Here is a 21,285-nt window from a genome sequence, read left to right as displayed (position 1 = left end):
CCGGCGAAGCGCCCGGCAGTGGTCGGGCAGTGGTCGGGCGAGGCCTCTGGCGTGGTGTGGCGAAGGTCCGGCGGGGGGAGACAGCGGTGGCGGTGAATCGATGAGCGGCCACGACCCGCTCGCGCTCGCGGACTGGCAGCGCATCCGCCGCTACGCGGTGCCGGCCTGGATGATCGCCGAGTGCACCGCGGCCCGTGAGCGGGGTGACTGGCGGGCCGCCTGTGCGGCCGCCCTCGTCGACGTCCGGATCTCCGAGCCCGGCCCGGTGGCCGACCTGCTTGCCGGGTTCGCCCCCGACCTGCTGCGCTGGCACCTGCCCCGCGCGCTCGGCGGATCCACGGAGCTGGCCAGCGACAAGACCTATGTGCTGGCGCCGGACGGGCCGGTCGGGGCGGACACGCCGGTGCTCGTGGCACGGGTCCCCGCCCGGCTTCCCGGCGCCGACCCGCTGATCCTGGAGGCGATGCCGGCCGGCGAGATCGACGGCGACCTGATCTTCCCAGTCCCGCGCTATCGGTGGGATGCCCGCCGCGCGGGAGAGCTGGGAGCCTTGGCGCGTCCGCCGGCCGGCCCGGTCGTCGATGCCTCGGCCGATGACCGGGCCGCCGGCCTGGAGGCGTGGGCCGCCGCCGGATGGCTGTTCGGCGACGACGACACCGACGGCTGGCAACCCCGCGGTACCTCCTTGCTGGGCATACTCGACCCTCTGCTCACCATCGTGGAGCTGCGCCGGGTGACCGCCCAGTTCGGACGCCGGTCGTGGGCGATCTGGGCCGATCGCTACCAGGAGGAGCTGCGTTTCTGGGCCGACGGCGAGCAGCCGCGGATGACTCCGGGCTGGAACGTCTCGAATCCGCCGAACCCGTTGCGGGTTGTACCGTGCCTCCATCCGGGCCTGCTGCGGCCACCGGTCGATCTCGATCTCGTCCGGCATGGCCTGATCAGCCCGGACGCCCTTCACCCCCTGGTACGCGAGGCACTTTTCCCGCGGTCCCCGGCCAGCGCACCGCAGCCCCCAGTCCCCGCAGCGCCGTCCCCGGCCCCCGCACCGCCGTTGTCCGCCTCCCCGGACTCGGCGTTCCCGGCGTCCCCGCGGTTGGCGGTCCGGGCCTCGCAGCGCGCGGCGTCGCCGCGCCCGGCGTATCCGGTTGCCGATCCCGGCTACGCGGGGATCGTGCCCTCCTGGTTCGGCGACGAGGAGCTCATCCGGGTCCGCTGCGGGGCGGGCTGGCACCAGATCAGCGTCCGCAACGGGCGGCTCGGTCTGCCCGCGCACACCGACGCCGAGCGGCAGCGGGAACGGACCCTGCGCGCACTCGGCGGTGCGAGCGGCGGCTGCTTCAACACCGAGCGAGCGTGGAACGGCGCCGGTGACGGTCCGCCGCCGAAACGCCTGCGCGCGTACCGGCGGGATCTGTGGCTCCGGATGCGGCACGGCGGCACCCGCACGGTGCTCGCGCTGCTCGACGCCGGTATGGATCCGTACATCCGCGACGGTCGTGGGCGGACCCTGCTGCACCGGCTTCACGGGTTCGACCATGGCCGCCTGCTGCCGCGCCTGCTCAGCGAGGGCCTCGACGTGAACTGCCGGGACCGGGTGGACAGCATCCCGCTGTTCGAAGCGGTGCTGTACCGGTGGCCCGCGGACCTGATCATCGCGCTGACCGACGCGGGTGCCGACCCTCGGCTTGAGGTGCAGGGCCGTAGTCCGCTGGACGTCCTCGACGAGATCGAGAGTGCCGGCGACTCCCCTGACGACGAGGAGTGGCAGATCGTGACCGACCATCTGAGGGAGCGAGCATGACCTCCGGGCTCGACGCCGCCGACGCGCTGCTGCGCCAGATCCGGGTCACCCGGACCGAGCCAGGCACCGATCATCGAGCCGCCGCGCTGGCGCTGTGCGTCGCGGCGAACCTGCCGGTGCTGCTCTGGGGCGAGCCCGGCATCGGCAAGTCGGCCACCCTCGCCCAGCTCGCCGACGGTCTGGACGTACCGCTCGAGACGGTCATCGCCAGCGTGCACGAGCCGTCCGACTTCGCCGGCCTGCCGATCGTGGGGGATGACCCGGCCGTGCAGGGCGTGCCGATGGCCCCGCCCGACTGGGCGGTCAGGCTCGCCCGCCGAGGCCGTGGCCTGCTGTTCTTCGACGAGTTGTCGTCAGCGCCGCCGGCGGTGCAGGCCGCGCTGCTGCGGGTCGTGCTGGAACGCCGGGTCGGTAGCCTGACCCTGCCCGACGAAGTGCGCATCGTCGCCGCGGCGAACCCGCCGTCCAGTGCCGCCGACGGCTGGCATCTGAGTCCGCCGCTGGCGAACCGGTTCGTACACCTGCTCTGGACCCATGATCCCCGGGTGGTGGCCCGGGGCCTGGCCGGTGTGTGGCCGCGGATCGAGGTGCCGGTGGTGTCGCCGGACCGGGCGGCCGGCGCCCTTGCCCGCGCCCGCGGCGTGATCGCCGGTTTCCTGACCGCACGGCCGGGCCTCACCCACCACCTGCCCGCCGACGCCGAGGCCCGTGGCGGTGCCTGGCCGTCCCCACGGACCTGGGACATGGCGCTGCGCCTGCTGGTCTTCCACTTCTGCGCCGGTACGAGCCGTGAGGCGCTCGCCACCGCGATCATCGGGGCGGTCGGCGACGGTGCGGGACTGGAGCTCACCACGTACCTCGACGAGCTGGATCTGCCCGATCCCGAGCGCGTCCTGGCGAATCCGGCCGCGTTCGCCCTGCCCGAACGCGGTGACCGGCAGCTGGCCTTCCTGACGGCGGTGGTCGCGGCCATCGAGGCACGGGTCACGCGCGAGCGATGGGAGGCCGGCTGGGAGGTGCTGGCGAAGGCCGTCGACGCCGGTGTGCCGGACGTCGCCGCCCGGGCCGCTTTCGACCTGGCCCGCATGCGGGACCCCGCGTGGCCGGTCCCCGCCTCGATCGACGCCTTCCTCGAGGTGCTCACCGCATCCGGATTGCTGACCGGTGGTTCCTGACCCCGCTGCTGCCGGCCCGGAGCGGGCGGCTGACGCGGCGCGTGTTCTCGACCGGACGAAGCTGCTGGCGGCGCGGCTGCGGGCGGCCGGGGCGCAGCCCTATCTGGCGTCGGCGCTCTACAGCCTGACGGTCGTCCCCAGTCACGGCGTGCCGACGATGGGCGTCGACCGGCACTGGCGCTGCTACGTCAATCCGGCCTTCGTCGTGGCCACGCCGGTGCACGAGCTGGCCGCGGTCTGGGTTCACGAGGTCGCCCACCTGCTGCGCGACCATCACCGCCGGGCCACGCTGGTGGCCCCGGAGATGCGGCACGACCATCACCGGGTCAACATCGCCCAGGACTGCGAGATCAACGACGACATCTCGTCGTTGCCGTCGAACGCGATGCGCCCGGCCCTGTTCGGCCTTCCGGACGGCCAATTGTTCGAGCAGTACCTGCCGGGCATCCCGCCCACTCCGGACGCCCCCGAGTGCGGTTCCGGGGCCCACGGCCGGCAGATGCCGTGGGAGTCGTCGGCCGCGGCCAGGGTGAGCGCGGTGGAGGCGGACGCGATCCGCCGTCAGACCGCTCAGGAGCTGCGGGCTTATGCCAAGGCCCGGGGCCGTCTGCCGGGTGGCTGGCGCCGCTGGGCCGACGAGATCCTGGAGCCGACGGTCGACTGGCGGCGGGCACTCACCGGCGCCGTCCGCGAGGCCGCGTCCTGGGCGTCCGGGGCGGTCGACTACACCTACGCGCGTCCGTCGCGCCGCGGCGCGGCCGTACCCCGAGTGGTTCTTCCCCGTCTTCGCCGCCCGATGCCGAGGGTCGCCGTGGTCGTCGACACGTCCGGTTCGATGGGCGACGACGAGTTGCGCGCGGTCCTGGGTGAGGTGGCCGGGGTGCTGCGCGCGGTGGGTGTCGGCCGCAACCGGGTCACCGTCCTGTCCTGCGACGCCGACGTCCATGCCGTCCGCCGGGTCAACACCGTCGGTGACGTGGTTCTGGCCGGTGGCGGAGGCACCGACATGCGGGCCGGTATCGACCAGGCACTGCGCGGGGCCGAGCGACCGCACATCGTCATCGTTCTGACCGACGGTCACACCCCGTGGCCGGCCGCCCGTCCGGGCAACGTGCGCGTCATCGCCGGCCTGGTCGGGGAGAACGCCCCCGAGCCGCCGTCCTGGATGGAGGCCGTGTACATCCCGCTCGCCGAGCTGACCGCGCCCGGGAGGTAGCGAGGGGATCGGAGTGGTGTGCGGACTGTGTAGACATTGTGCTGATGAGCTCGTGCGTCCTCACGGGCGTCGATAAGTCGCCTACCGTCTCGGCATGGATGAAGGCCTCTTCGACGACAGCGCGGTCATCCGGCGTGTGGCCCGGGAGAGTCTGTTACTCGCCGGGGGCGGTCGTGCCACGCTGCTCCAGATCGCGCATCCGGGCGTCGCCCAGGGCGTCCACGACCACAGCGACTTCGCCGAACGTCCCTTGGATCGGCTGCGTACCACGATGGGATATGTGTTCGGCGTGCTGTTCGGCACCGTGGAGGAGGGCCGGGCGATCAGCCGGGCCGTCGCCGCAATACACCGCAAGGTGACCGGCCCCGGCTACCACGCCGACGATCCCGGCCTGCAGGTCTGGGTCAACGCCACCCTCTACGACACCGCCGTCCTGATCTACCAGCGGATCTTCGGCTCCCTGTCGGAGGCCGAACTCGACGAGTGCTTCCGGCAGTACAGCGTGCTCGCCACGTCGATCGGCTGCCCGGAGGACGCGTGGCCCGCCGGCCGCGACGCGTTCGGCAGGTACTGGGACCACATGATCGACACGTTGCGGGTCAGCGACGAGGGCCGGGAGATCGCGGGAGCGCTGATGCGGCCGAGGAACATCCCGCTCGTCATGCGCCCGGCCAAGCCGTTGAACCGCCTGGTCACCGCCGGGTTGCTGCCGGAGCCGATCCGGGCGCAGTTCGGTCTTCCCTGGACATCACGGGATCAGCGGCTGTTCGACGGGTTCTTCGGAGCGACGAAGGTCGTCTATCCGCGGCTGCCGGGCCGGCTGCGTGACGTGGTGAAGGACCACTACCTGAACGACCTGCGCCGGCGGCTGGCCCGGCGGCGCAACCCACTGACCGCCGGCGGGAGTGTCATGCCGTCGTAGTGCCGAGTCTTACTATGCAACGAGTTGCACAGCAACGAATTGCATAGCAGGATGCCGGTATGGCGCTGGAGCATGCGATCCTGGTCTCCCTGCTGGAGCAGCCCGGTTCGGGATACGAGCTGGCCCGGCGGTTCGAGCGTTCGATCGGCCGGTTCTGGACGGCCACCCATCAGCAGATCTATCGCGTGCTGAAGCGGATGGAATCGGACGGCCTCGTGCTCGCCGAGGAGATCGGTCAGGACGGGCGGCCGGACAAGCGTCGCTTCACGGCCACCGGGCCGGGCCGGGACGTGCTGGCCGAGTGGCTGCGGGCGCCGGTTCAGCCGGAGGCGGTTCGCCACGAGCTGGCCGTGAAGATCCGTGGCGCCGCGTTCACCGACGACGCCGGGCGTACCGGGCTGATCGGCGAGGTCGAACGTTACCGGGCTGAGCATGAAGCGCTGCTCTATACGTACATTAATGGTGAAAAAAGGGATTTCCCTGATCTCGATGGGCTGGACGTGGGACAGCGGCTCCAGCATGTGGTGCTGAAGGGCGGCATCGCCTACGAGCGGATGCTGCTCGACTGGCTCGACGACGTCCTCGACACGCTCCGGGCCCTGTAGCAGGCACCCGCAGAAAGGAACGCTCCGTGCTCCTCAACCCGAACACCTACGATCCGGCGCACCTCGATCCGGAGAGCCGGAGGCTGCTGCGCGCCCTCGTCGGCTTCTTCGAGCAACGCGGCAAGAAAGCCCTGGTCAAAAGCTATATCGACCGGAGCTGGTACGACGACTTCCTCGCGTTCTCAGCGAAGGAGGGACTGTTCGCCACGTTCCTGACGCCCGCGGCCGACGGTGGCGGCGACAAGCGCTGGGACACCGCCCGCAACGCCGCGCTCAGCGAGATCCTCGGGTTCTACGGGCTCGACTACTGGTACACGTGGCAGGTGACCGTTCTCGGTCTCGGGCCGGTCTGGCAGAGCGCCAACACGCTGCAGCGGCAGCGGGCCGCCGCACTGCTCGACGAGGGGCACGTGATGGCGTTCGCGCTGTCCGAGCGCAGCCACGGTGCCGACATCTACGCCACCGACATGATCCTCACGCCCACCGGGGACGGAGGGTTCACGGCCAGCGGCACCAAGTACTACATCGGCAACGGCAACGTCGCCGGGCTGGTGTCGGTGTTCGGCCGCCGCGCCGACGTGGAGGGCCCGGACGGGTACGTGTTCTTCGCCGCCGACAGCCGGCACGAGAACTACCACCTGATCAGGAACGTCGTGAACAAGCAGATGTACGTGAGCACGTTCGAGCTGCGCGACTACCCGGTGCGGGAGCAGGACGTCCTGCACACCGGCAAAGCCGCCTTCGACGCCGCGCTGAACACGGTCAACGTCGGCAAGTTCAACCTGTGCACGGCCGCGATCGGCATCTGCGAGCACGCCATGTACGAGGCGGTCACCCACGCCCACCAGCGGATGCTGTACGGCCGGCCGGTCACCGCCTTCCCGCACGTACGGCGCGAGCTGACCGACGCGTACGCCCGGCTCGTCGCCATGAAGCTGTTCAGCGACCGGGCCGTGGACTACTTCCGCAGCGCCGGGCCCGACGACCGCCGCTATCTGCTGTTCAACCCGATGACGAAGATGAAGGTCACCACCGAGGGCGAGAAGGTCATCGACCTGATGTGGGACGTCATCGCGGCCAAGGGCTTCGAGGCGGACACCTACTTCGACAAGGCGGCCATGGACATCCGCGGCCTGCCGAAGCTCGAGGGCACGGTGCACGTCAACCTGGCGCTGATCCTCAAGTTAATGCCGAACTACCTGTTCAACCCGGCCACCTACGAGCCGGTGCCGGCCCGGCACGACGCCGCCGACGACGAGTTCCTCTTCCGGCAGGGCCCGGCGCGCGGGCTCGGCGCCATTCGGTTCCACGACTGGCGTACGGCGTACGACGCCCGCGCCGACCTGCCGAACGTCGCCCGTTTCCGTGAACAGGCCGATGGCTTCTGTGAGCTGCTGCGGTCCCACGCCCCGAGTGAGGAGCAGCAGAAGGACCTCGACTTCCTGCTGGCGATCGGGCACCTGTTCGCGCTGATCGTCTACGGACAGCTGATCCTGGAGCGGGGCGGTGTCGACGACTACCTGCTCGACGAGATCTTCGCCATCCTGGTGCGGGACTTCTCCGCCTACGCCACCGAGCTGCACGGTAAGGCCGCCACCACCGACGAGCAGGCGGCGTGGGCGCTGGCGCACGTGCGCCGCCCGGTCACCGACGCCGCCCGCGACGACGCCGTCTGGCAGCAGGTGCTCGCCCTGGCCGGCGCGTACGAGATGCGTCCCTGAGCCGCGGGTGCCCGTCCACCGTCGTGGCCGGACGGGCACCCGCGCCCCGGGGTCAGGTGTTGAAGCGGGTCAAGAAGCTGCAGGTCCCTGCCTGAACCTGGCCGTTGTCCTGGAGGCACACGCGGTATTCGATCGAGAATCCGGAGGGATAGTTGGCTGCCCAGCTGCTGGAGGTCCCGCCACCGCCGCCCCAGTAGAAGTAGTTCGTCTGAGAACCCTGGCGGTTGAGAGTGACCTCCGCGTACACACCGGCCCCGTCGGCCCGGTTGTCGTACAGATAGAAGCGGTCGAGGACGTTGTCGTACTTGGCGGTGCCGGCGCTCTGGATCCACTGACCGCTGGCCCTGGTGTAGGACCAGGACACGGCGGCGTGAGCCGGCTGAACGCTCATCCCCAGCGCCATGACCGTCACCGCGGCGGCCGCGAGTATCCGTGGGAACAAGTGGCGCATGAATGACCCCCTGAAGTCGATCTTCGGCGTTGCTGAGAATCCTCGGAGAGACCGCTCTCAGCACGCTCTCGTCGCTCTCTCACCGGTTGTCCTTCGATCGCGGGTCCGCCGTCCGATTACAGCGGGAGGACCAGAGGGGGACGATTGTCGACCGACACGCAGCCGGCCCGCAGCGCCACCGGTCACCTGCGCCGTGACCCGGTGCTGCGTGGCCTGGTGGGGTTCTTCCTGCTCGGTTGCGTGCTGTTCTTCCTGTTCGACGGGCACGCGACACGGCAGGTGCAGGTCTACTGGCTTTGCCAGGTGCCGCTGGACGCGGCGCTCGCCTACGGCGGATGGCGGTTGCGGCGCCTCGCCCACGAGCGCTACCGCCGTTTCTGGTCGATGATCGGGTTCGCCGGAGCATCGTTCACGGTCGGTGACACGTACCAATGCATGCAGGTTCTGGTCTCGCCCGGTGAGCCCTCGCTCACCGGAGGAATCGTGCAGACCGCGATGTTCGCCATCGGCATGAGCAGCAACGTGATCGCCTGCCTGATCTTCCCGCAGGGCCTGCGGGCGGCCCGGGAGAAGTTCGTGTTCTGGCTGGACGCGACGACCGTGCTGGTCGGCGGCGGCGTGGTGGCCTGGTGCTTCGCCTTCAACCCGCTGAACGGTAACGACATCGACCGGGTCAACGCGAGCGTCACCGCGGCGCTCGTGCTGGTCGCGACGTTCTCGGCGACCAAGGTCGCGCTGATCCGGAACCCACCCATGGCCCGGATGGCCGCCTGGCCGATGGTCTCGGCCGCGATGGTCCAGGGCGTCAGCACGCTCCTGCCCGGCGACTTCCAATCCCTCGATCATGCGTACGTCTACGCGATCCGCCTCCTGCCGAGTCTCCTGATCGCCGTCGGCCCGTGGATCCAGGTGATCGTGCTGCGCGTCGGCGATCCCCGGCACACCGCCAAGCGCCGCCCGTACAGCCTGCTGCCGTACGGCATGATCGCGGTGACTTTCATGGTGTTCCTGCTGATGCTGCCGTCCACCGCGTCGTCGCAGCTGGTCGGCGCCACGGCCGGGGTCGTCGTGATCACCTGTCTGGTCGCCGGGCGGCAGCTCGTCGCCTTCCACGACAACATGAACCTGATCACCCGGCTCGACGTGGCCCTCGGCGACCTGCGCGACCAGGAGGTGCAGCTGCGCGAGCAGGCGTCGTTCGACGGACTCACCGGACTTGCGAACCGCACCCACTTCAGCGCCGAGATGGCGCGCCTGCTCACCGGCGACTCGGCGCTGCTGCTGATCGACCTGGACGACTTCAAGACGGTCAACGACACGATGGGCCATGCCGCCGGCGACGCCCTGCTGGTCATCGTCGCCTCCCGGCTGCGGGACGCGGTCCGCGGCGGTGACCTGGTGGGCCGGCTCGGTGGTGACGAGTTCGCGGTGCTGCTGCCGGGCACCGGCCCGGATGATGCCGGGCTGGTCGCCGGGCAGATCCTGCACCGCCTCGCCGAGCCGATCGTGCTGCTGCAGCACACACTGGTCACCCGGGCCAGTATCGGCGTGACCGGGGCCCGGGCCGGTGAGGACCCGTCCGTGCTGCTCAGCAACGCCGACATCGCCATGTACGAGGCCAAACACCGCGGCAAGGGCACGTGGATCGCCTACACCGACGAGATGGGCGCCCGGATCAGCGCCGAGGCGGTACTCATCCGGGAACTCGACCAGGCCGTCGAGGGCGAGCAGTTCACCCTGCTGTACCAGCCGATCGTGCGGCTCGCCGACGGCGCCCTCACCGGCGTCGAGTCGCTGATCCGGTGGAACCATCCCGTTCGTGGCACCGTGTCGCCGATCGACTTCATCCCGGTCGCCGAACGTACCGGCCAGATCGTCGCGATCGGCCGCTGGGCACTGCGCGAGGCGTGCCGGCAGGGTGCCACCTGGATGCGTGACTCACCGGGCGCGGCCCCGCTGTCGGTCGGCGTCAACGTGGCCGGGCCGCAGCTGCGCGACCCGAACCTGGTCGCCGACGTCACGGCGGCGCTCGCCGCGAGCGGCCTGCCGGCCGGCTGCCTCACCATCGAGGTCACCGAGACCGCGGTCCTCGACGACGAACAGTCGCACGCCACCATGATCGCGTTGCGGGCGCTCGGCGTGAAACTGGCCCTCGACGACTTCGGCACCGCCGCGTCGTCGCTCGGCCTGTTGCTCACCTGCCCGGTCAGCACCCTGAAACTGGACCGCTCGTTCGTCGAGTCGATCACCACGGTGAGCCGGCAGGCGGCCGTCGCGACGGCGGTCAGCCAGATGGCGGCGGCCCTGGAATTCGGATCCGTCGCCGAGGGCATCGAGACCGAGGAGCAGCGTGACCTGTTGTGCCGGCTCGGATACCAGTACGGTCAGGGCTACCTCTACTCCCGCCCGGTCCCGCCGGAGCGCGTCCTCGAACTGCGCGCGGCTGCCACGGCGCCCGTCCGGGCGACGCTCAGCGGGGCGTGAAGGCCACCAGTGTGCACCCGCCGCCACGAGCAGGGCGGCCCTTCCGATACGGCTTTCCCCGCAGGTCTACCGGGTCTGCGCCACCGATCGTGGAACGGCACGACATGGTTATGGTTTCGGGGTGCCCCGCGTCTCCGAAGCCCACCTCGCCGCCCGCCGCCAGCAGATCCTCGACGCCGCGGCGCGGTGTTTCGTGCGCAACGGGTTCCACCAGACGTCCATGCAGGACGTCATCAAGGAGGCCGGGCTGTCGGTCGGCGCGTTCTACCGCTACTTCAAGAGCAAGAACGAGCTGATCACCGCGATCGCGGGGGAGAAAATCTCGGCGGTCACCGCAGTGCTGGACGGATTCCTCGAACTCGACCCGATGCCACCCATCCCCGAGATCATGGACCGGGTCCTCGAACTCGTCGACCTCGCTTCGGTCGAGGACGGCACGGTGCGCATCGCCGTTCAAGTGTGGGGTGAAGCGGTGCACGATCCCGAGGTCGGCGCCTTGGTCGCGGAAATCTACGGCCGGGTGCGGGACCGGGCGGTGCGTACCGCCGAACGTGCACAGAACACCGGGCAGCTCCCGCCGGAGGCCGACCCCGCCGGTATCGGAGCGGCCCTGTTCGGCCTGATCCAGGGCTACATCCTGCAGAGGATCCTGCTCGGTGGCATCGACCGGCAGACCTACGTCAACGGCGTACGAGCTCTGCTGGCCTGACCCGTCGGCTGAGGATGCCTCGCGATTCAGTCGGTTGCGCCCTGACGGCGACCAGAGGGGATCCAGCGCAGATGTCGGCCTTCGCCGATCGGTACATGCGAACGGCGAGCACTCAGGCCGCACTCGCCCAGCGTGAGGCTCCTACGCTGGGCGAGTCGTCAGGCCGCGATCTGTTTACGGCGTCCGCGGGTACATGTCCGACCACTGTCGCAGGTAGTCCGCCCAGTCCTGGAACAGCATCGTGTCGCTGCCGGCGCCTCCGGCGCTGATGGTTCCCTTGGCGCGTACCCCGGTACCCATCAATGAGAAGACCGGGCCGCCGCTGTCACCTTTTCGTGCGCCGGTCTGGCCGTCGATCTGTGTTGTCTTGATGAGACCCTTGACGTAGAACTGGTCGCCGTCGGAGTCCTCGCCCCAAACCTGATAATCGCCGCCGATCGTCTTGAGTCCGCAGATCACACCGCTGGTGGCTCCCGAATGGCAGAGAAGTTCGTTCACGACGTGGTATCCCCAGCCGAGAACATTCTTGTAGTTGGTGGTGCCGGGCGGGCCGTCGAACATCCGGTAGAAGCCCGGAGCACAGATCACCTGAATGTCGAGAGTCGATTGCTCGCCGCAGGACGTCCCGATGAATTCACCCGCCGCGTCGTAGTAGCGGTCTCCCGAGGAGTGGCCACAATGGGCGGCGGTGACCAGGTAGTAGTTGTTGCCCTGCCGGGTGCCGAAGCCGCTGGTACATTCGTACCAGCCTTTCGGAGAGTCCCGGTTGACGAGTCGTATACCACCGTTCCACGCCGGGGAGTCGTCGAGTCGGCTACAGGGTCCGTTGCAGGCCAGCGGTTCGATCACATGATCGGCGGTGACGACCGTGGCGGGAATGCGCTTCGCCACCGCGTTGCCGGCTGCGGCGCCCTGTGCCCTCACCTGGCTCAGGATGTCCTCGGCGCGGCGCACCGATCGGCCCGACTTGGCTTCCCTGCTGGACACCCGGCTCGGCGGTTTCTTCGTGATCTTGATGCCGCTGCCGTCGTAGTTGAGCGATATCGCTTGAAGGTCGCTCTCCGCCGCAGCGCCGGCGATCCGATCAGCGAAGTTCTCCATGTCGGCCATCGAGTACGCCGCGCTGCGGAGCTTGACGTCCAACTTGTTCCGGGCCGCCGTGACAGCCTGCTGCACGGGGGTGGGAGGGTTGCCCTTCCAGTACACGGACAGGCCGTCGCCCTCGAATGCCAGGCTGGTGAAGCCCGCGGCTGGATTCTTGGCCGCCAGTTCCGTCAACTCTTGAACGACTGGCTGGAACTTCTCCTGATGCCGCATGGCGGCTAGCGTCTTTCGGTCCATGACGGTGGACCAGTATTCGTCGCTTCCGTTCGAGGCGGTTCGATCGGAAGCGTCCGCACTTGCGGACGGGATCGGAGCGAAGACTACAAGAGCGGTCGCCGCAATCAGGCCGAGAGCGCGCCGCGGGAGGCGCATGATGCGACGACGAAATGGGTTGCCGAACTCAATGGCTTCGGCGGTCGCCGCATCGGCTGCGGCACCCGCGGGTCTGTTTCGCAAACGTCCCTCATGCATCTTGTCCCCCGTGTACGTACGTATCCGACTCAGTCAGGGACGCCCAGGGGACACGGCATCGTATCGCGCCCCCGCAGCGCTTCGAGATATCGCCACCGCGTGATGCGTTACTCGCGGTGAGCACATCGTTACATCGACATGGATGCCTGAGGCGAAGAAGTGATCGGCGTCACAGTTCCGGTGCCGCGCCGGGTGGCCGTCAGGCCGTCGCGGCCGTGGCCAGGATCAGGATGCTCGCGCCGATCTCGACGAAACCGACCTGCTTCGGTGCGAGTGGGCGGCCCGGCAGCAGCCACGCGCGCGCCAGCAGACCCGCGAAGACCGCCGCGGCGAGGATGCCGGTCGCGGTTGCCGCGGCGAGTGCGGCCAGGTGATAGACGATCGAGGCGCGGCGGTACGGGACACTGCCGCGTTCCCGGATCATCGTCTTGACGAACAGCACCGTGCCGGTCAGATACAGCAGCACGATCAGGAACGGGGCCCAGGCCGGCGGGGTCTCGCCGACGACCGCGACGACCGGCACCATGAGGCAGCTCTGTACCACCGACGCGAGATCGTTGAGCAGGGCCCGCTCGCGCCGGCGCCGGGCGAACCAGGCGTTGACCGCGAGCAGGGCGGCGTAGGCGGGCGCGAACCACAGCACCTCGGGCCGGGCCACCACGACCGGCACCGCCAGTACGGCGGTGATCGGCGCGTACAGCTGGATCTGTGGCCGGAACCGCGCGAGCCGCCCGGTCTTGATCGCCTGCAGGACGTAGTAGGACAGCAGGTAGCCGGCCAGCCACGCGCCCAGCAGCGGCACGACCGGCCAGGCGAACCCGGCGACGAGCAACCCGGCCAGGTAGGGGAGCAGCAGCATCGCCCAGGCGCCGTGCTGGGGCGGGACGAACTGCCGGGCCGTGCGGCGGCGGGTTGCGGTCACCGGGCCGGACCGGTCCCGGCCGGCGTTGAGCGTCATGCCGGCGATGCTATGACCCCGGACGGCGACGGGGCAGGGCTACAGGTCCCGCCGGTTCGGGCCGGGTGACCGGGACCTTCGGCCGCTGAACGGCCCGCCGTCGATCGGCTAGCCTTGCCGTCATGAGTGAGCGGGAGGCCCAGCGGCGGATGGCCGGTTACCGGTTCGCCGTGCCGATGGCGGGCCCGCATGTGCGCCGGGTCTTCGACGAGCGCTGTCCCAGCCCGCGCGACTGACGCCCCGCAGCCGTCACCCGGCGAGGCCGGTGTGCCACGGTTGGCATCGCCCGCTCACCATCTGAGGAAGTTCCGTGCTGGAAGACATCCGCACCTACTGCCGGCGTGACCCCGCCCTGTACGGGATCAACGTGGCCGAGGTGCTGCTCTATCCCGGGCTGTGGGCGTTGTGGGGCCATCGGGTCGCCCACGCGCTGCGCCGGGCCCGCATCCCGTTTCTTCCCCGCCTCCTGTCCCAGCTGATGCGGCTGTTCACCGGCATCGAGATCCATCCCGGGGCGGTGATCGGCAAACGGCTCTTCATCGACCACGGTGCCGGTGTCGTCATCGGCGAGACCGCCACGATCGGTGACGACGTCACCATGTACCACCAGGTCACCCTGGGCGGACGCGGCTGGCAGCGGGACGCCAAGGGCAGCCGCCGTCACCCGGAGGTGGGAGATCGCGTCATGCTGGGGGTGGGCGCGACCGTGCTCGGTCCGGTGCGCATCGGCGACGACGCGGAGATCGGAGCGCTCGCCCTGGTCCTGGCCGACGTGCCGGCCGGGGGACGCCTGCGCGCCCCGGCAGCCGAACCCGTTCCCGTCTCTGATACTCCGAACGTCACAGCAACCGCCGGCGCCAACCCTGGAGCGAGGACATGATCTACAACGACGTCACCGAGCTGATCGGCCGTACCCCGATGGTTCGGCTGACCCGGTTCGAGCCCGGCCTGCCGGCCAAGCTGATCGCGAAGCTGGAGTCCGCCAACCCGGGCGGCAGTGTGAAGGACCGGATCGCCCTCGCCATGATCGAGGCGGCCGAGGCCACCGAGGAGCTGCGGCCCGGGTCGGCGATCGTGGAGGCCACCAGCGGTAACACCGGTATCGGGCTGGCCCTGGTCGCGGCCTCGCGCGGCTACCGCCTGACGCTGACGATGCCGGACAGCATGAGCGCCGAGCGGCGGGCGCTGCTCCTGGCGTACGGGGCGAAACTGGTCCTGACCCCCGCCGCCGAGGGGATGAAGGGAGCCGTCGCGAAGGCGCTGGAGATCGCTGAGGAGCAGCGGGCCTGGCTGCCGATGCAGTTCGACAACCCGGCGAACCCGGACATGCACCGCCGTACCACCGCGCTGGAGATCTGGAACGACACCAACGGTCAGATCGACCTGTTCGTCGGCGGCGTCGGCACCGGCGGCACCCTGACCGGCGTCGGCCAGGTGCTCAAGGAGAAGCAGCCGGACCTGCGGGTCTACGCGGTCGAGCCGGACGAGTCGCCGGTGCTGTCCGGTGGTGTGTCGGGGCCGCACGGTATCCAGGGCATCGGCGCCGGGTTCGTGCCGGAGGTGCTCGACCCGACCATCTACGACGAGGTGTTCCGGGTGAACGTGGACCAGGCGCGGGAGGCTGCCCGGCAGGTGGCCCGTACCGAGGGGATTCTCGCCGGTGTGTCGGGAGGCGCCGCGTTGCACGCCGCACGGGAGCTGGCGTGGCGTGCCGAGAATGTCGGCATGACCATTGTGGTCGTCCTGCCGGACACCGGTGAGCGTTACCTGAGCACCCCGTTGTTCGCCGGGTCCTGAGAGGCACGGGGCGTCCCGGTGCGTGTGCCGGGACGCCCTCGGTCCGATCGCCTTGAGCAGCGTGAGCAGGGCCTTCTGCATGGCGTCGCTGGCCTTGCCGGCCTCCTGGCACAGCTCCTTGTCGGAGAGGGCCGCGGCGGCCGGGGCGGTGCTGGCCTCGGTGGCCGGAGCGGCCGAGGTGGCCGCGGCCGAGGACCCCCGTCTGCAACACCTTGGTCACGGTCCGCCGCGCGGATCTGGTCCGGGCACGCCGCATGCAGCACGATCGATCACCAGATACGGGGGTGTCGTGCGAACCATGTGGACCAGAATCGCGAACGTGCTCGTCCTGGTGCTGGCCGGATCCATGCTGGCCGGATGCCCCAGCGACGACCCGGTACAGCGCAACTACCTGTCCGGGCTGGCACGGATCGGCGACGACTATCAGCTCTTCGCGCCGATGTGCCAGGGCGACCGCCTGCTCCAGGTGACGGTCAGCGCGGTGAACGATTCCGGCGACGAGACCGCCTGGTGGCAGGCCGGCGGGCCGAAGGAGCCGGACGGTCCGGGTGAGTTCCTCGTCCTCGGCCGGGACGACCCGTTCCGTGAGATCGCGGTACGTGCCGGCGCGAACGCGAAACAGCGGGGCCTGCCCGCCGACATCACGATGACTCTGGTCCACACCAACCGGTACGGCACCACCTATCACAACTCGGCTCGCTTCCGCCGCGCCGCCGTGCCGTCGTACCCAGCCGGGGCCGACAGCCGGCAGATCCGCTACATGGCACCCGGCATCGACGGCGGTGACCTCGGCACCCCGGACGAGATTCGCCGCCGGTCCGACTGCGGCGCCGACCGCGCGGACGACGTCACGGCCGCACCCCGGCTGCAACCGGCCGGCTCGTTCCGGCCCGGTGCCGCCGAGCGCGTCAAGGCGGCCATGCTCGACCGCGACGTCATCACCTGGCTGGAACCGGCCGGCGCCGCGCCGCACCCGGACGAGGACGTCGCCGCCCACGTCTGCGACAACGGCCCCGGCTCCGGCGCGTTCGTCGCGGCCTTCGGACAGACACGCGACTGGTGGGACCGGGACTCCGGCGGGTTCTCCGACGAACGGGCCGTCCGGCAGTTCGTCGGCGCCTACGGCGCGGTCACCGCAGCCGACGCGATCACGCAGGTCAACGGGCAGTTCAGCTGCGACCGGTACACCGACTTCGGGAACGACTACACCAGTGTCGGCCGGGTCGGTCTGCCCGAGCTGCCCGGTGTCGAACGGCAACTGCTCTACTGCGAGCAGGACGAGAACGAGAACGGCCGCTGCACGCTGCTGCTGGCCCGCGGCGACATCCTGAGCCGTCTTGTCGTCAAGGCAGCCACCGAGGCGGACGCCGAACGTGACGCCAGGGCTCTCGCCGACGACGCCGCGGCGGCGCTTGCGCGGATCTGAGCATCGGAACATGTGCAGATGTGTTGAACAGCGGGAACCGGGGTCGTTAGCGTCGCGCCATGCGACAGGTCAGACTGTCCACCGGCGCCCTCGAATATGAGGACACCGGCGGCGAAGGCCCCACTCTCGTCTTCCTGTCCGGGCTGTTCGTCGGCGGATCCCTCTGGCGCCATGTCGTCGCCGACCTCCGGCGGGACCATCGTTGTGTCGTACCGGAGATGCCCCTCGGTGCCCACCGGATCGCGATGGACCCGGACGCCGACCTCAGCTCGCCCGCCCTGGCCGCCCTGGTCGGCGAGTTTCTGCGGGTCGTGGACCTGCACGACGTCACCCTGATCGGATGCGACTGGGGCGGCGCGCAACTGGTCGCCGCTCACGGCCATGCCGAACGCGTCGCCCGCCTCGTCCTGCTGCCGCAGGAGGCGTTCGAGAACTATCCTCCCGGACTTCCCGGACGGATGGCCGCGGCGGCGGCGAAGGTCCCGGCAGGCGTCACCCTGGCTCTGCAGACTCTGCGGGTACGAGGTCTGCGGCGCACCCCGGTCAACTTCGGGCTCATGTCGAAACGTCCCGTCCCGGACCAGGTCATGGACGCCTGGCTGGCGCCGGCACTCGGCTCCGCGGCGATTCGGCGTGACGTGGTCAAGTATCTGCGAGGTACCCGGCGCGGCGAATACGTCGAGGCGGCCCGCGCCCTGAGCTCTTTCAGCCGCCCGGCGCTGGTGATGTGGGCGCCGGAGTGCCGGATGATGCGGCCGGGGTTCGGCGCCCGGCTCGCCGAGGCGCTCCCGCAGGGCCGGCTCGTGCACGTGCCGGACTGTTTCACCCTCGTTCCGGAGGACCAGCCGGAACTGTGCGCCATCGAGATCCGGGCATTCCTGGCGAGCAGTTGAGCGGTGACTTCCCGTCACAGCGGCCACACCGGGTGAGCCCAGCGCGGAAGAGTGACGCCGGTATCGCTCAATTGAGCCCGGTTCCGGCCGATCTGGGTGCCGGAGGACACCGGTGACACGGGCAGGTGAGCGCACGACGATGAGTGGATCCCCGGGTCCGCTGCCACGGGATCGCGCCCTGGCCGTACCGCTGCTGATGGTCCTGGCCGCCCTCGCCTTCCTGTTCGTCTGGCTCGGAGTGCGCGCACCAGACGATCGCTATTCCGGGAACGTCGCCGGCATCATCATCATGATCGGTGCGACCATCGCCTGCCACCGGGTCAGCCGCCTCGTCGAACCCGGCCCGGTCCGCGAGTTCTGGCGCCTCTGGGCCGGTTCCGCTGCCGCACTGCTGATCAGCAGCATCTCCGCCACCATCGCGATGATCCGCGGTGACGGCGGCGGTGCCATGCCGCCCTACGAGGCCGCGTCGAACGTGCTCAGCCTCGTCCTGGCGATGGCCGCCTTCCGGCACGTTCCGCTCACCACCCGGACCCGGCTCGACTGGGCGCGGCTGCTCCTCGACGGCGCCGCCGTCATCGTCGCCGGCTCGGTGTTCTTCAGCTATGTCGTCCTGCACGCCATGCCCCGCGGCACCGACCTGGCCACCCGTGCAGGCGCCGGTGTCGTCGGCATCTTCTGCCTGCTCGGGCTGGTAATCTTCGGCCGGGCGGCGGTCAGCCCGGCCGGCCGTGTGGACCCGGTCGCCCTCGGCATCCTCGCTCTGGAGCCGGTGATCGGCCTGGCCACCGTCTGGGCGTTCCTGGCCGGCAGTGACACCAGCGTCCTGCTGATGGGTTACCTCGGCTATCCGCTCGTCGGTCTGGGCATGACCGCCGCCGCCTATCGGCAGAGCCGTGTGCTGGGCGTCGAACCGCGACACCTGCGCTGGTCCTTCGCCGACCCGCTGCAGTTCCTGGCGGTCGCCGCCACCGCCGTCATGGTGATCATGGTGTCGGCCCGCGACCTCGACATGCGCGGGCGTGCCGTGATCGTCGGCGCCGTACTCATCGCGGCCATCATCGTCGCCAGGCAGCTGCTCAGCTTGCGGGAGAACACCGAGGCGCTGCGTGGCATCCGCCGCCAGCAGGTCGAACTCGAACGGCTCGCGCTCACCGACAATCTCACCGGGCTCGCCAACCGCAGCGGGTTCAACCTCGCCCTCAGTGAACGACTCGAGACGGGGCTGCCCGCGACGGCGCTCTTCATCGACATCGACGACTTCAAAATGGTCAACGACACCCTCGGGCCGGCGGCCGCCGATCAGCTTCTGCACCAGGTGGCCCAGCGCCTCCAGGAGGGCGCCGGCGGCCCGGCCGCCGGCTCGCTTGCCGCGGACTCCGCCGGTGAGCTCGTTGCTCGTCTGGGAGGTGACGAGTTCGCGATCATGCTGCCCTCCGGGGAACCGGCCGCGGCCGAGCACGCCGCCGCCCGATTCCAGGCCATCATCGGCCGGCCGGTGCACACCGGCGAACAGCAGCTGCTGCTGCACGCCAGCGTCGGCATCGCCATCGCCGAGCCCGGGGAGACCGCCGACGAGGTGCTGCGCAACGCCGACATCGCCCTCTATGCCGCGAAGGAGGCCGGGAAGGCGTCGTGGGTCCGCTTCGAACCCCGGATGCGCCACGACATGGCCGCCAGCGCCCGGCTGGCCGGTGAACTGCACGACGCCATCCTCGGCGGCCAGCTCCGGTTGCTGTACCAGCCGGTATACGACCTGGTCACCGCACGGATGCACGGCTGTGAGGCGCTGGTCCGCTGGCAACATCCGGAACGGGGCTTCGTCTCACCGGGGGACTTCATCCCGGTGGCGGAACGATCCGGGCTGATCGTTCCGCTGGGCGCCTGGGTGCTGCGCGAGGCCTGCACCCAGCTCGCCGAATGGCAGGCGGCGCTCGGCCCCGACGCCGTCGAGGCGGTCAACGTGAACGTGGCAGTCCGCCAGCTACGCGAGACGGGCTTCGTCGACGAGGTCGCCGCCGTACTCAACGACACCGGGCTCAAGCCGCGCAACCTGATCCTCGAGGTCACCGAGTCCTCGGTCGTCGACGGCCGGCAGGTCGAGGAGACGCTGAGTGCCCTCCACGAGTTGGGCGTCCGCCTGGCCCTCGACGACTTCGGCACCGGACAGTCCTCCCTCAGCCTGCTGCGGGCCTTCCCGGTGGACGTCCTGAAGCTGGATAAGTCGTTCGTCGACGGTATCGCCGACGGCACCGACCGGGGCCGCCTCGCGGTAGCCGCCGCGGTGGCTCAGCTCGTCGAATACCTGGAGCTCAAGGCCGTGGCGGAAGGCATCGAGAGCCTCGCCCAGCTGGAACGCCTGCGCGACATGGGATATCGGTACGGCCAGGGATACTTCATGGCCAGGCCGCTACCCCCGGCCGAATGCGCCGCCCTGATGTCGGCTGCGCTCGAGCCGGCCTTCCCGCACTGACCCGCCATCTCTCGCCCCGGCAAGACGCTGCAGGCTGGGCGTCCGGAAACGTCTTGAAGTCCCTCGCTGCCGCGCGACCCGGTGAAGGCGTACCGGGCCGAGGTGTCAGGAACTCAGTTTCCGGATCGCGGCAGTCAGGCGTCCGGCGTCGAGCGCGGTGCCGCTGACCAGGGCCTGGAGTATGAAACCGTCCAGCAGGGCGCAGATGTCACGGGCGACCTCCGGGCCGACGGTGGCGACGAGAGTGTCCGGGGTGTCGTTCAGCCACGCCTCGGCCAGGGGGCGCAGGGCGGTGTCGCGGGCCGCCGCCACGAACAGCTCGTACTCGATGCGGACCTGACTGCGGTCGGCCAGGTACTCCTGCACCAGCTGGGTCAGCGCCTCCGCCATGTCGGGAGCGTTCCGCAGGCGTTCGTCCCAGGCCTGTGAATCGGTCTGCAGGGCGTCGAGGGCGTGACGCAGACCGGCTGCGATCAGGTCGTCGAGGGTCGGGAAGTAGTAGGTGGTCGCGCCGAGCGGCAGACCGGCCCGCGCCGCGACGGCGCGGTGCGTGGTCCGGCCGACACCGTTCTCGGCGATGACCTCCATGGCCGCGGTGGCCAGGGCCGCGCGCCGGGCCTCCGGATCGCGGGTGCGCTGCGGACGGCGCCCGGTCAATGGGCCCCGCTGGTGTTGAGATTGAGCATCACGACTCCGGCGATGATGAGGGCGATGCCCGACACCTTAATGGTCGTGAGCGGTTCATCGAGGAAGACCGCGCCGATGGCGACGATCGCGGCCGTCCCGACACCGGACCAGATGGCGTAGGCGACGCCCACCTGAATGCTCTTGACCGCGTGGGCGAGCAGCACGAACGACACGCCGTAGGCGGCCAGGACTGAGAGCGTCGGCCAGAGGCGCGTGAACCCGTGGGTGCTCTTCATCAGGCTGGTCGCGAGTAGTTCGGCGGCGATGGCACCGAAGAGAAACAGGTAGTGCACAGGGGGGCCTTCGATCTTCTTGTACGGATGTACAAGTACGATCGTACAAGATTGGCCGGCTGCCCAGCCAGAGCGAGGAAGGCCACACCGGCCCTG

Annotated in this window: 18 protein-coding genes; 13 read left to right on the top strand and 5 right to left on the bottom strand. The window is 70.0% G+C overall.

Translation table 11 applies throughout. The features are described 5' to 3' along the window. Positions 1 to 100: 100 nt before the first annotated feature. The 6 genes from AB0G04_RS36115 to AB0G04_RS36090 all read left to right on the top strand — a co-directional run bounded on the left by AB0G04_RS36115 (position 101) and on the right by AB0G04_RS36090 (position 7,443). A complete protein-coding gene (locus AB0G04_RS36115; protein WP_360992427.1) occupies positions 101 to 1,804 on the top strand; it encodes a hypothetical protein in 1,704 nt (567 codons plus the stop codon). After that, positions 1,801 to 2,979, top strand: coding sequence for an ATP-binding protein (locus AB0G04_RS36110; RefSeq protein WP_360992424.1), 1,179 nt, complete (start codon positions 1,801 to 1,803; stop codon positions 2,977 to 2,979). The genes AB0G04_RS36115 and AB0G04_RS36110 overlap by 4 nt, the downstream gene beginning before the upstream one ends. Beyond that, positions 2,969 to 4,195 carry a VWA-like domain-containing protein gene (locus AB0G04_RS36105; RefSeq protein WP_360992421.1) on the top strand — a complete coding sequence of 409 codons (1,227 nt, stop codon included), beginning with the start codon at positions 2,969 to 2,971 and terminating at the stop codon, positions 4,193 to 4,195. The genes AB0G04_RS36110 and AB0G04_RS36105 overlap by 11 nt, the downstream gene beginning before the upstream one ends. 94 nt (positions 4,196 to 4,289) lie before the next feature. Beyond that, entirely contained in the window at positions 4,290 to 5,117 is an 828-nt protein-coding gene (locus tag AB0G04_RS36100; RefSeq protein ID WP_360992418.1) for an oxygenase MpaB family protein, read from the top strand. 59 nt (positions 5,118 to 5,176) lie between these two features. Next, positions 5,177 to 5,722, top strand: coding sequence for a PadR family transcriptional regulator (locus tag AB0G04_RS36095; RefSeq protein WP_360992415.1), 546 nt, complete (start codon positions 5,177 to 5,179; stop codon positions 5,720 to 5,722). Between the two features lie 26 nt (positions 5,723 to 5,748). Then, positions 5,749 to 7,443, top strand: a complete 1,695-nt coding sequence (locus tag AB0G04_RS36090; protein ID WP_360992412.1) for an acyl-CoA dehydrogenase family protein — start codon at positions 5,749 to 5,751, stop codon at positions 7,441 to 7,443. Positions 7,444 to 7,495: 52 nt separating this feature from the next. Here the strand turns inward: AB0G04_RS36090 and AB0G04_RS36085 are convergent, their stop codons facing one another. Then, positions 7,496 to 7,894 (bottom strand): hypothetical protein, encoded by a 399-nt coding sequence (locus AB0G04_RS36085; RefSeq protein WP_360992409.1) that lies wholly within the window; start codon positions 7,892 to 7,894, stop codon positions 7,496 to 7,498. A gap of 144 nt (positions 7,895 to 8,038) precedes the next feature. On the opposite strand from AB0G04_RS36085, the gene AB0G04_RS36080 reads away from it, so the two are divergent. Both AB0G04_RS36080 and AB0G04_RS36075 read left to right on the top strand, forming a co-directional pair. Then, positions 8,039 to 10,378, top strand: a complete 2,340-nt coding sequence (locus AB0G04_RS36080) for an EAL domain-containing protein (protein ID WP_360992407.1) — start codon at positions 8,039 to 8,041, stop codon at positions 10,376 to 10,378. Between the two features lie 121 nt (positions 10,379 to 10,499). Further along, on the top strand, positions 10,500 to 11,087 hold the full coding sequence (locus tag AB0G04_RS36075) for a TetR/AcrR family transcriptional regulator (protein ID WP_360992404.1): 588 nt from the start codon (positions 10,500 to 10,502) through the stop codon (positions 11,085 to 11,087). A gap of 174 nt (positions 11,088 to 11,261) precedes the next feature. On the opposite strand, the gene AB0G04_RS36070 is transcribed toward AB0G04_RS36075, so the two are convergent. Both AB0G04_RS36070 and AB0G04_RS36065 read right to left on the bottom strand, forming a co-directional pair. Then, a complete protein-coding gene (locus AB0G04_RS36070) occupies positions 11,262 to 12,662 on the bottom strand; it encodes a hypothetical protein (protein ID WP_360992401.1) in 1,401 nt (466 codons plus the stop codon). Positions 12,663 to 12,861: 199 nt separating this feature from the next. Continuing rightward, on the bottom strand, positions 12,862 to 13,620 hold the full coding sequence (locus tag AB0G04_RS36065) for a YwiC-like family protein (protein WP_360992398.1): 759 nt from the start codon (positions 13,618 to 13,620) through the stop codon (positions 12,862 to 12,864). 310 nt (positions 13,621 to 13,930) lie between these two features. On the opposite strand from AB0G04_RS36065, the gene epsC reads away from it, so the two are divergent. The 5 genes from epsC (at position 13,931) to AB0G04_RS36040 (ending at position 20,209) form a co-directional block, all read left to right on the top strand. Beyond that, on the top strand, positions 13,931 to 14,500 hold the full coding sequence (epsC, locus tag AB0G04_RS36060; RefSeq protein WP_360992396.1) for a serine O-acetyltransferase EpsC: 570 nt from the start codon (positions 13,931 to 13,933) through the stop codon (positions 14,498 to 14,500). Further along, the gene (gene cysK, locus AB0G04_RS36055; RefSeq protein ID WP_360992393.1) at positions 14,497 to 15,417 is read left to right on the top strand and encodes a cysteine synthase A; all 921 of its coding nucleotides are present in this window, start codon (positions 14,497 to 14,499) and stop codon (positions 15,415 to 15,417) included. Before epsC ends, cysK begins: the two co-directional genes overlap by 4 nt. A 298-nt stretch (positions 15,418 to 15,715) precedes the next feature. Then, positions 15,716 to 16,843 (top strand): hypothetical protein, encoded by a 1,128-nt coding sequence (locus tag AB0G04_RS36050; RefSeq protein WP_360992390.1) that lies wholly within the window; start codon positions 15,716 to 15,718, stop codon positions 16,841 to 16,843. A gap of 59 nt (positions 16,844 to 16,902) precedes the next feature. Continuing rightward, complete coding sequence (locus AB0G04_RS36045; protein WP_360992387.1) at positions 16,903 to 17,736, top strand: alpha/beta hydrolase; 834 nt, start codon at positions 16,903 to 16,905, stop codon at positions 17,734 to 17,736. A gap of 139 nt (positions 17,737 to 17,875) precedes the next feature. Next, on the top strand, positions 17,876 to 20,209 hold the full coding sequence (locus tag AB0G04_RS36040; RefSeq protein ID WP_360992384.1) for a bifunctional diguanylate cyclase/phosphodiesterase: 2,334 nt from the start codon (positions 17,876 to 17,878) through the stop codon (positions 20,207 to 20,209). A gap of 105 nt (positions 20,210 to 20,314) precedes the next feature. Here AB0G04_RS36040 and AB0G04_RS36035 read toward each other — a convergent pair whose 3' ends face one another. Continuing rightward, positions 20,315 to 20,866 carry a TetR family transcriptional regulator gene (locus AB0G04_RS36035; protein ID WP_360992382.1) on the bottom strand — a complete coding sequence of 184 codons (552 nt, stop codon included), beginning with the start codon at positions 20,864 to 20,866 and terminating at the stop codon, positions 20,315 to 20,317. Further along, positions 20,863 to 21,189 carry a multidrug efflux SMR transporter gene (locus tag AB0G04_RS36030; protein WP_360992380.1) on the bottom strand — a complete coding sequence of 109 codons (327 nt, stop codon included), beginning with the start codon at positions 21,187 to 21,189 and terminating at the stop codon, positions 20,863 to 20,865. Before AB0G04_RS36030 ends, AB0G04_RS36035 begins: the two co-directional genes overlap by 4 nt. Positions 21,190 to 21,285: the final 96 nt, after the last annotated feature.

The organism is Actinoplanes sp. NPDC023801, assembly GCF_040639655.1.
Classification (GTDB): domain Bacteria; phylum Actinomycetota; class Actinomycetes; order Mycobacteriales; family Micromonosporaceae; genus Actinoplanes.
This window is presented reverse-complemented; position numbering and strand designations above follow the sequence as displayed.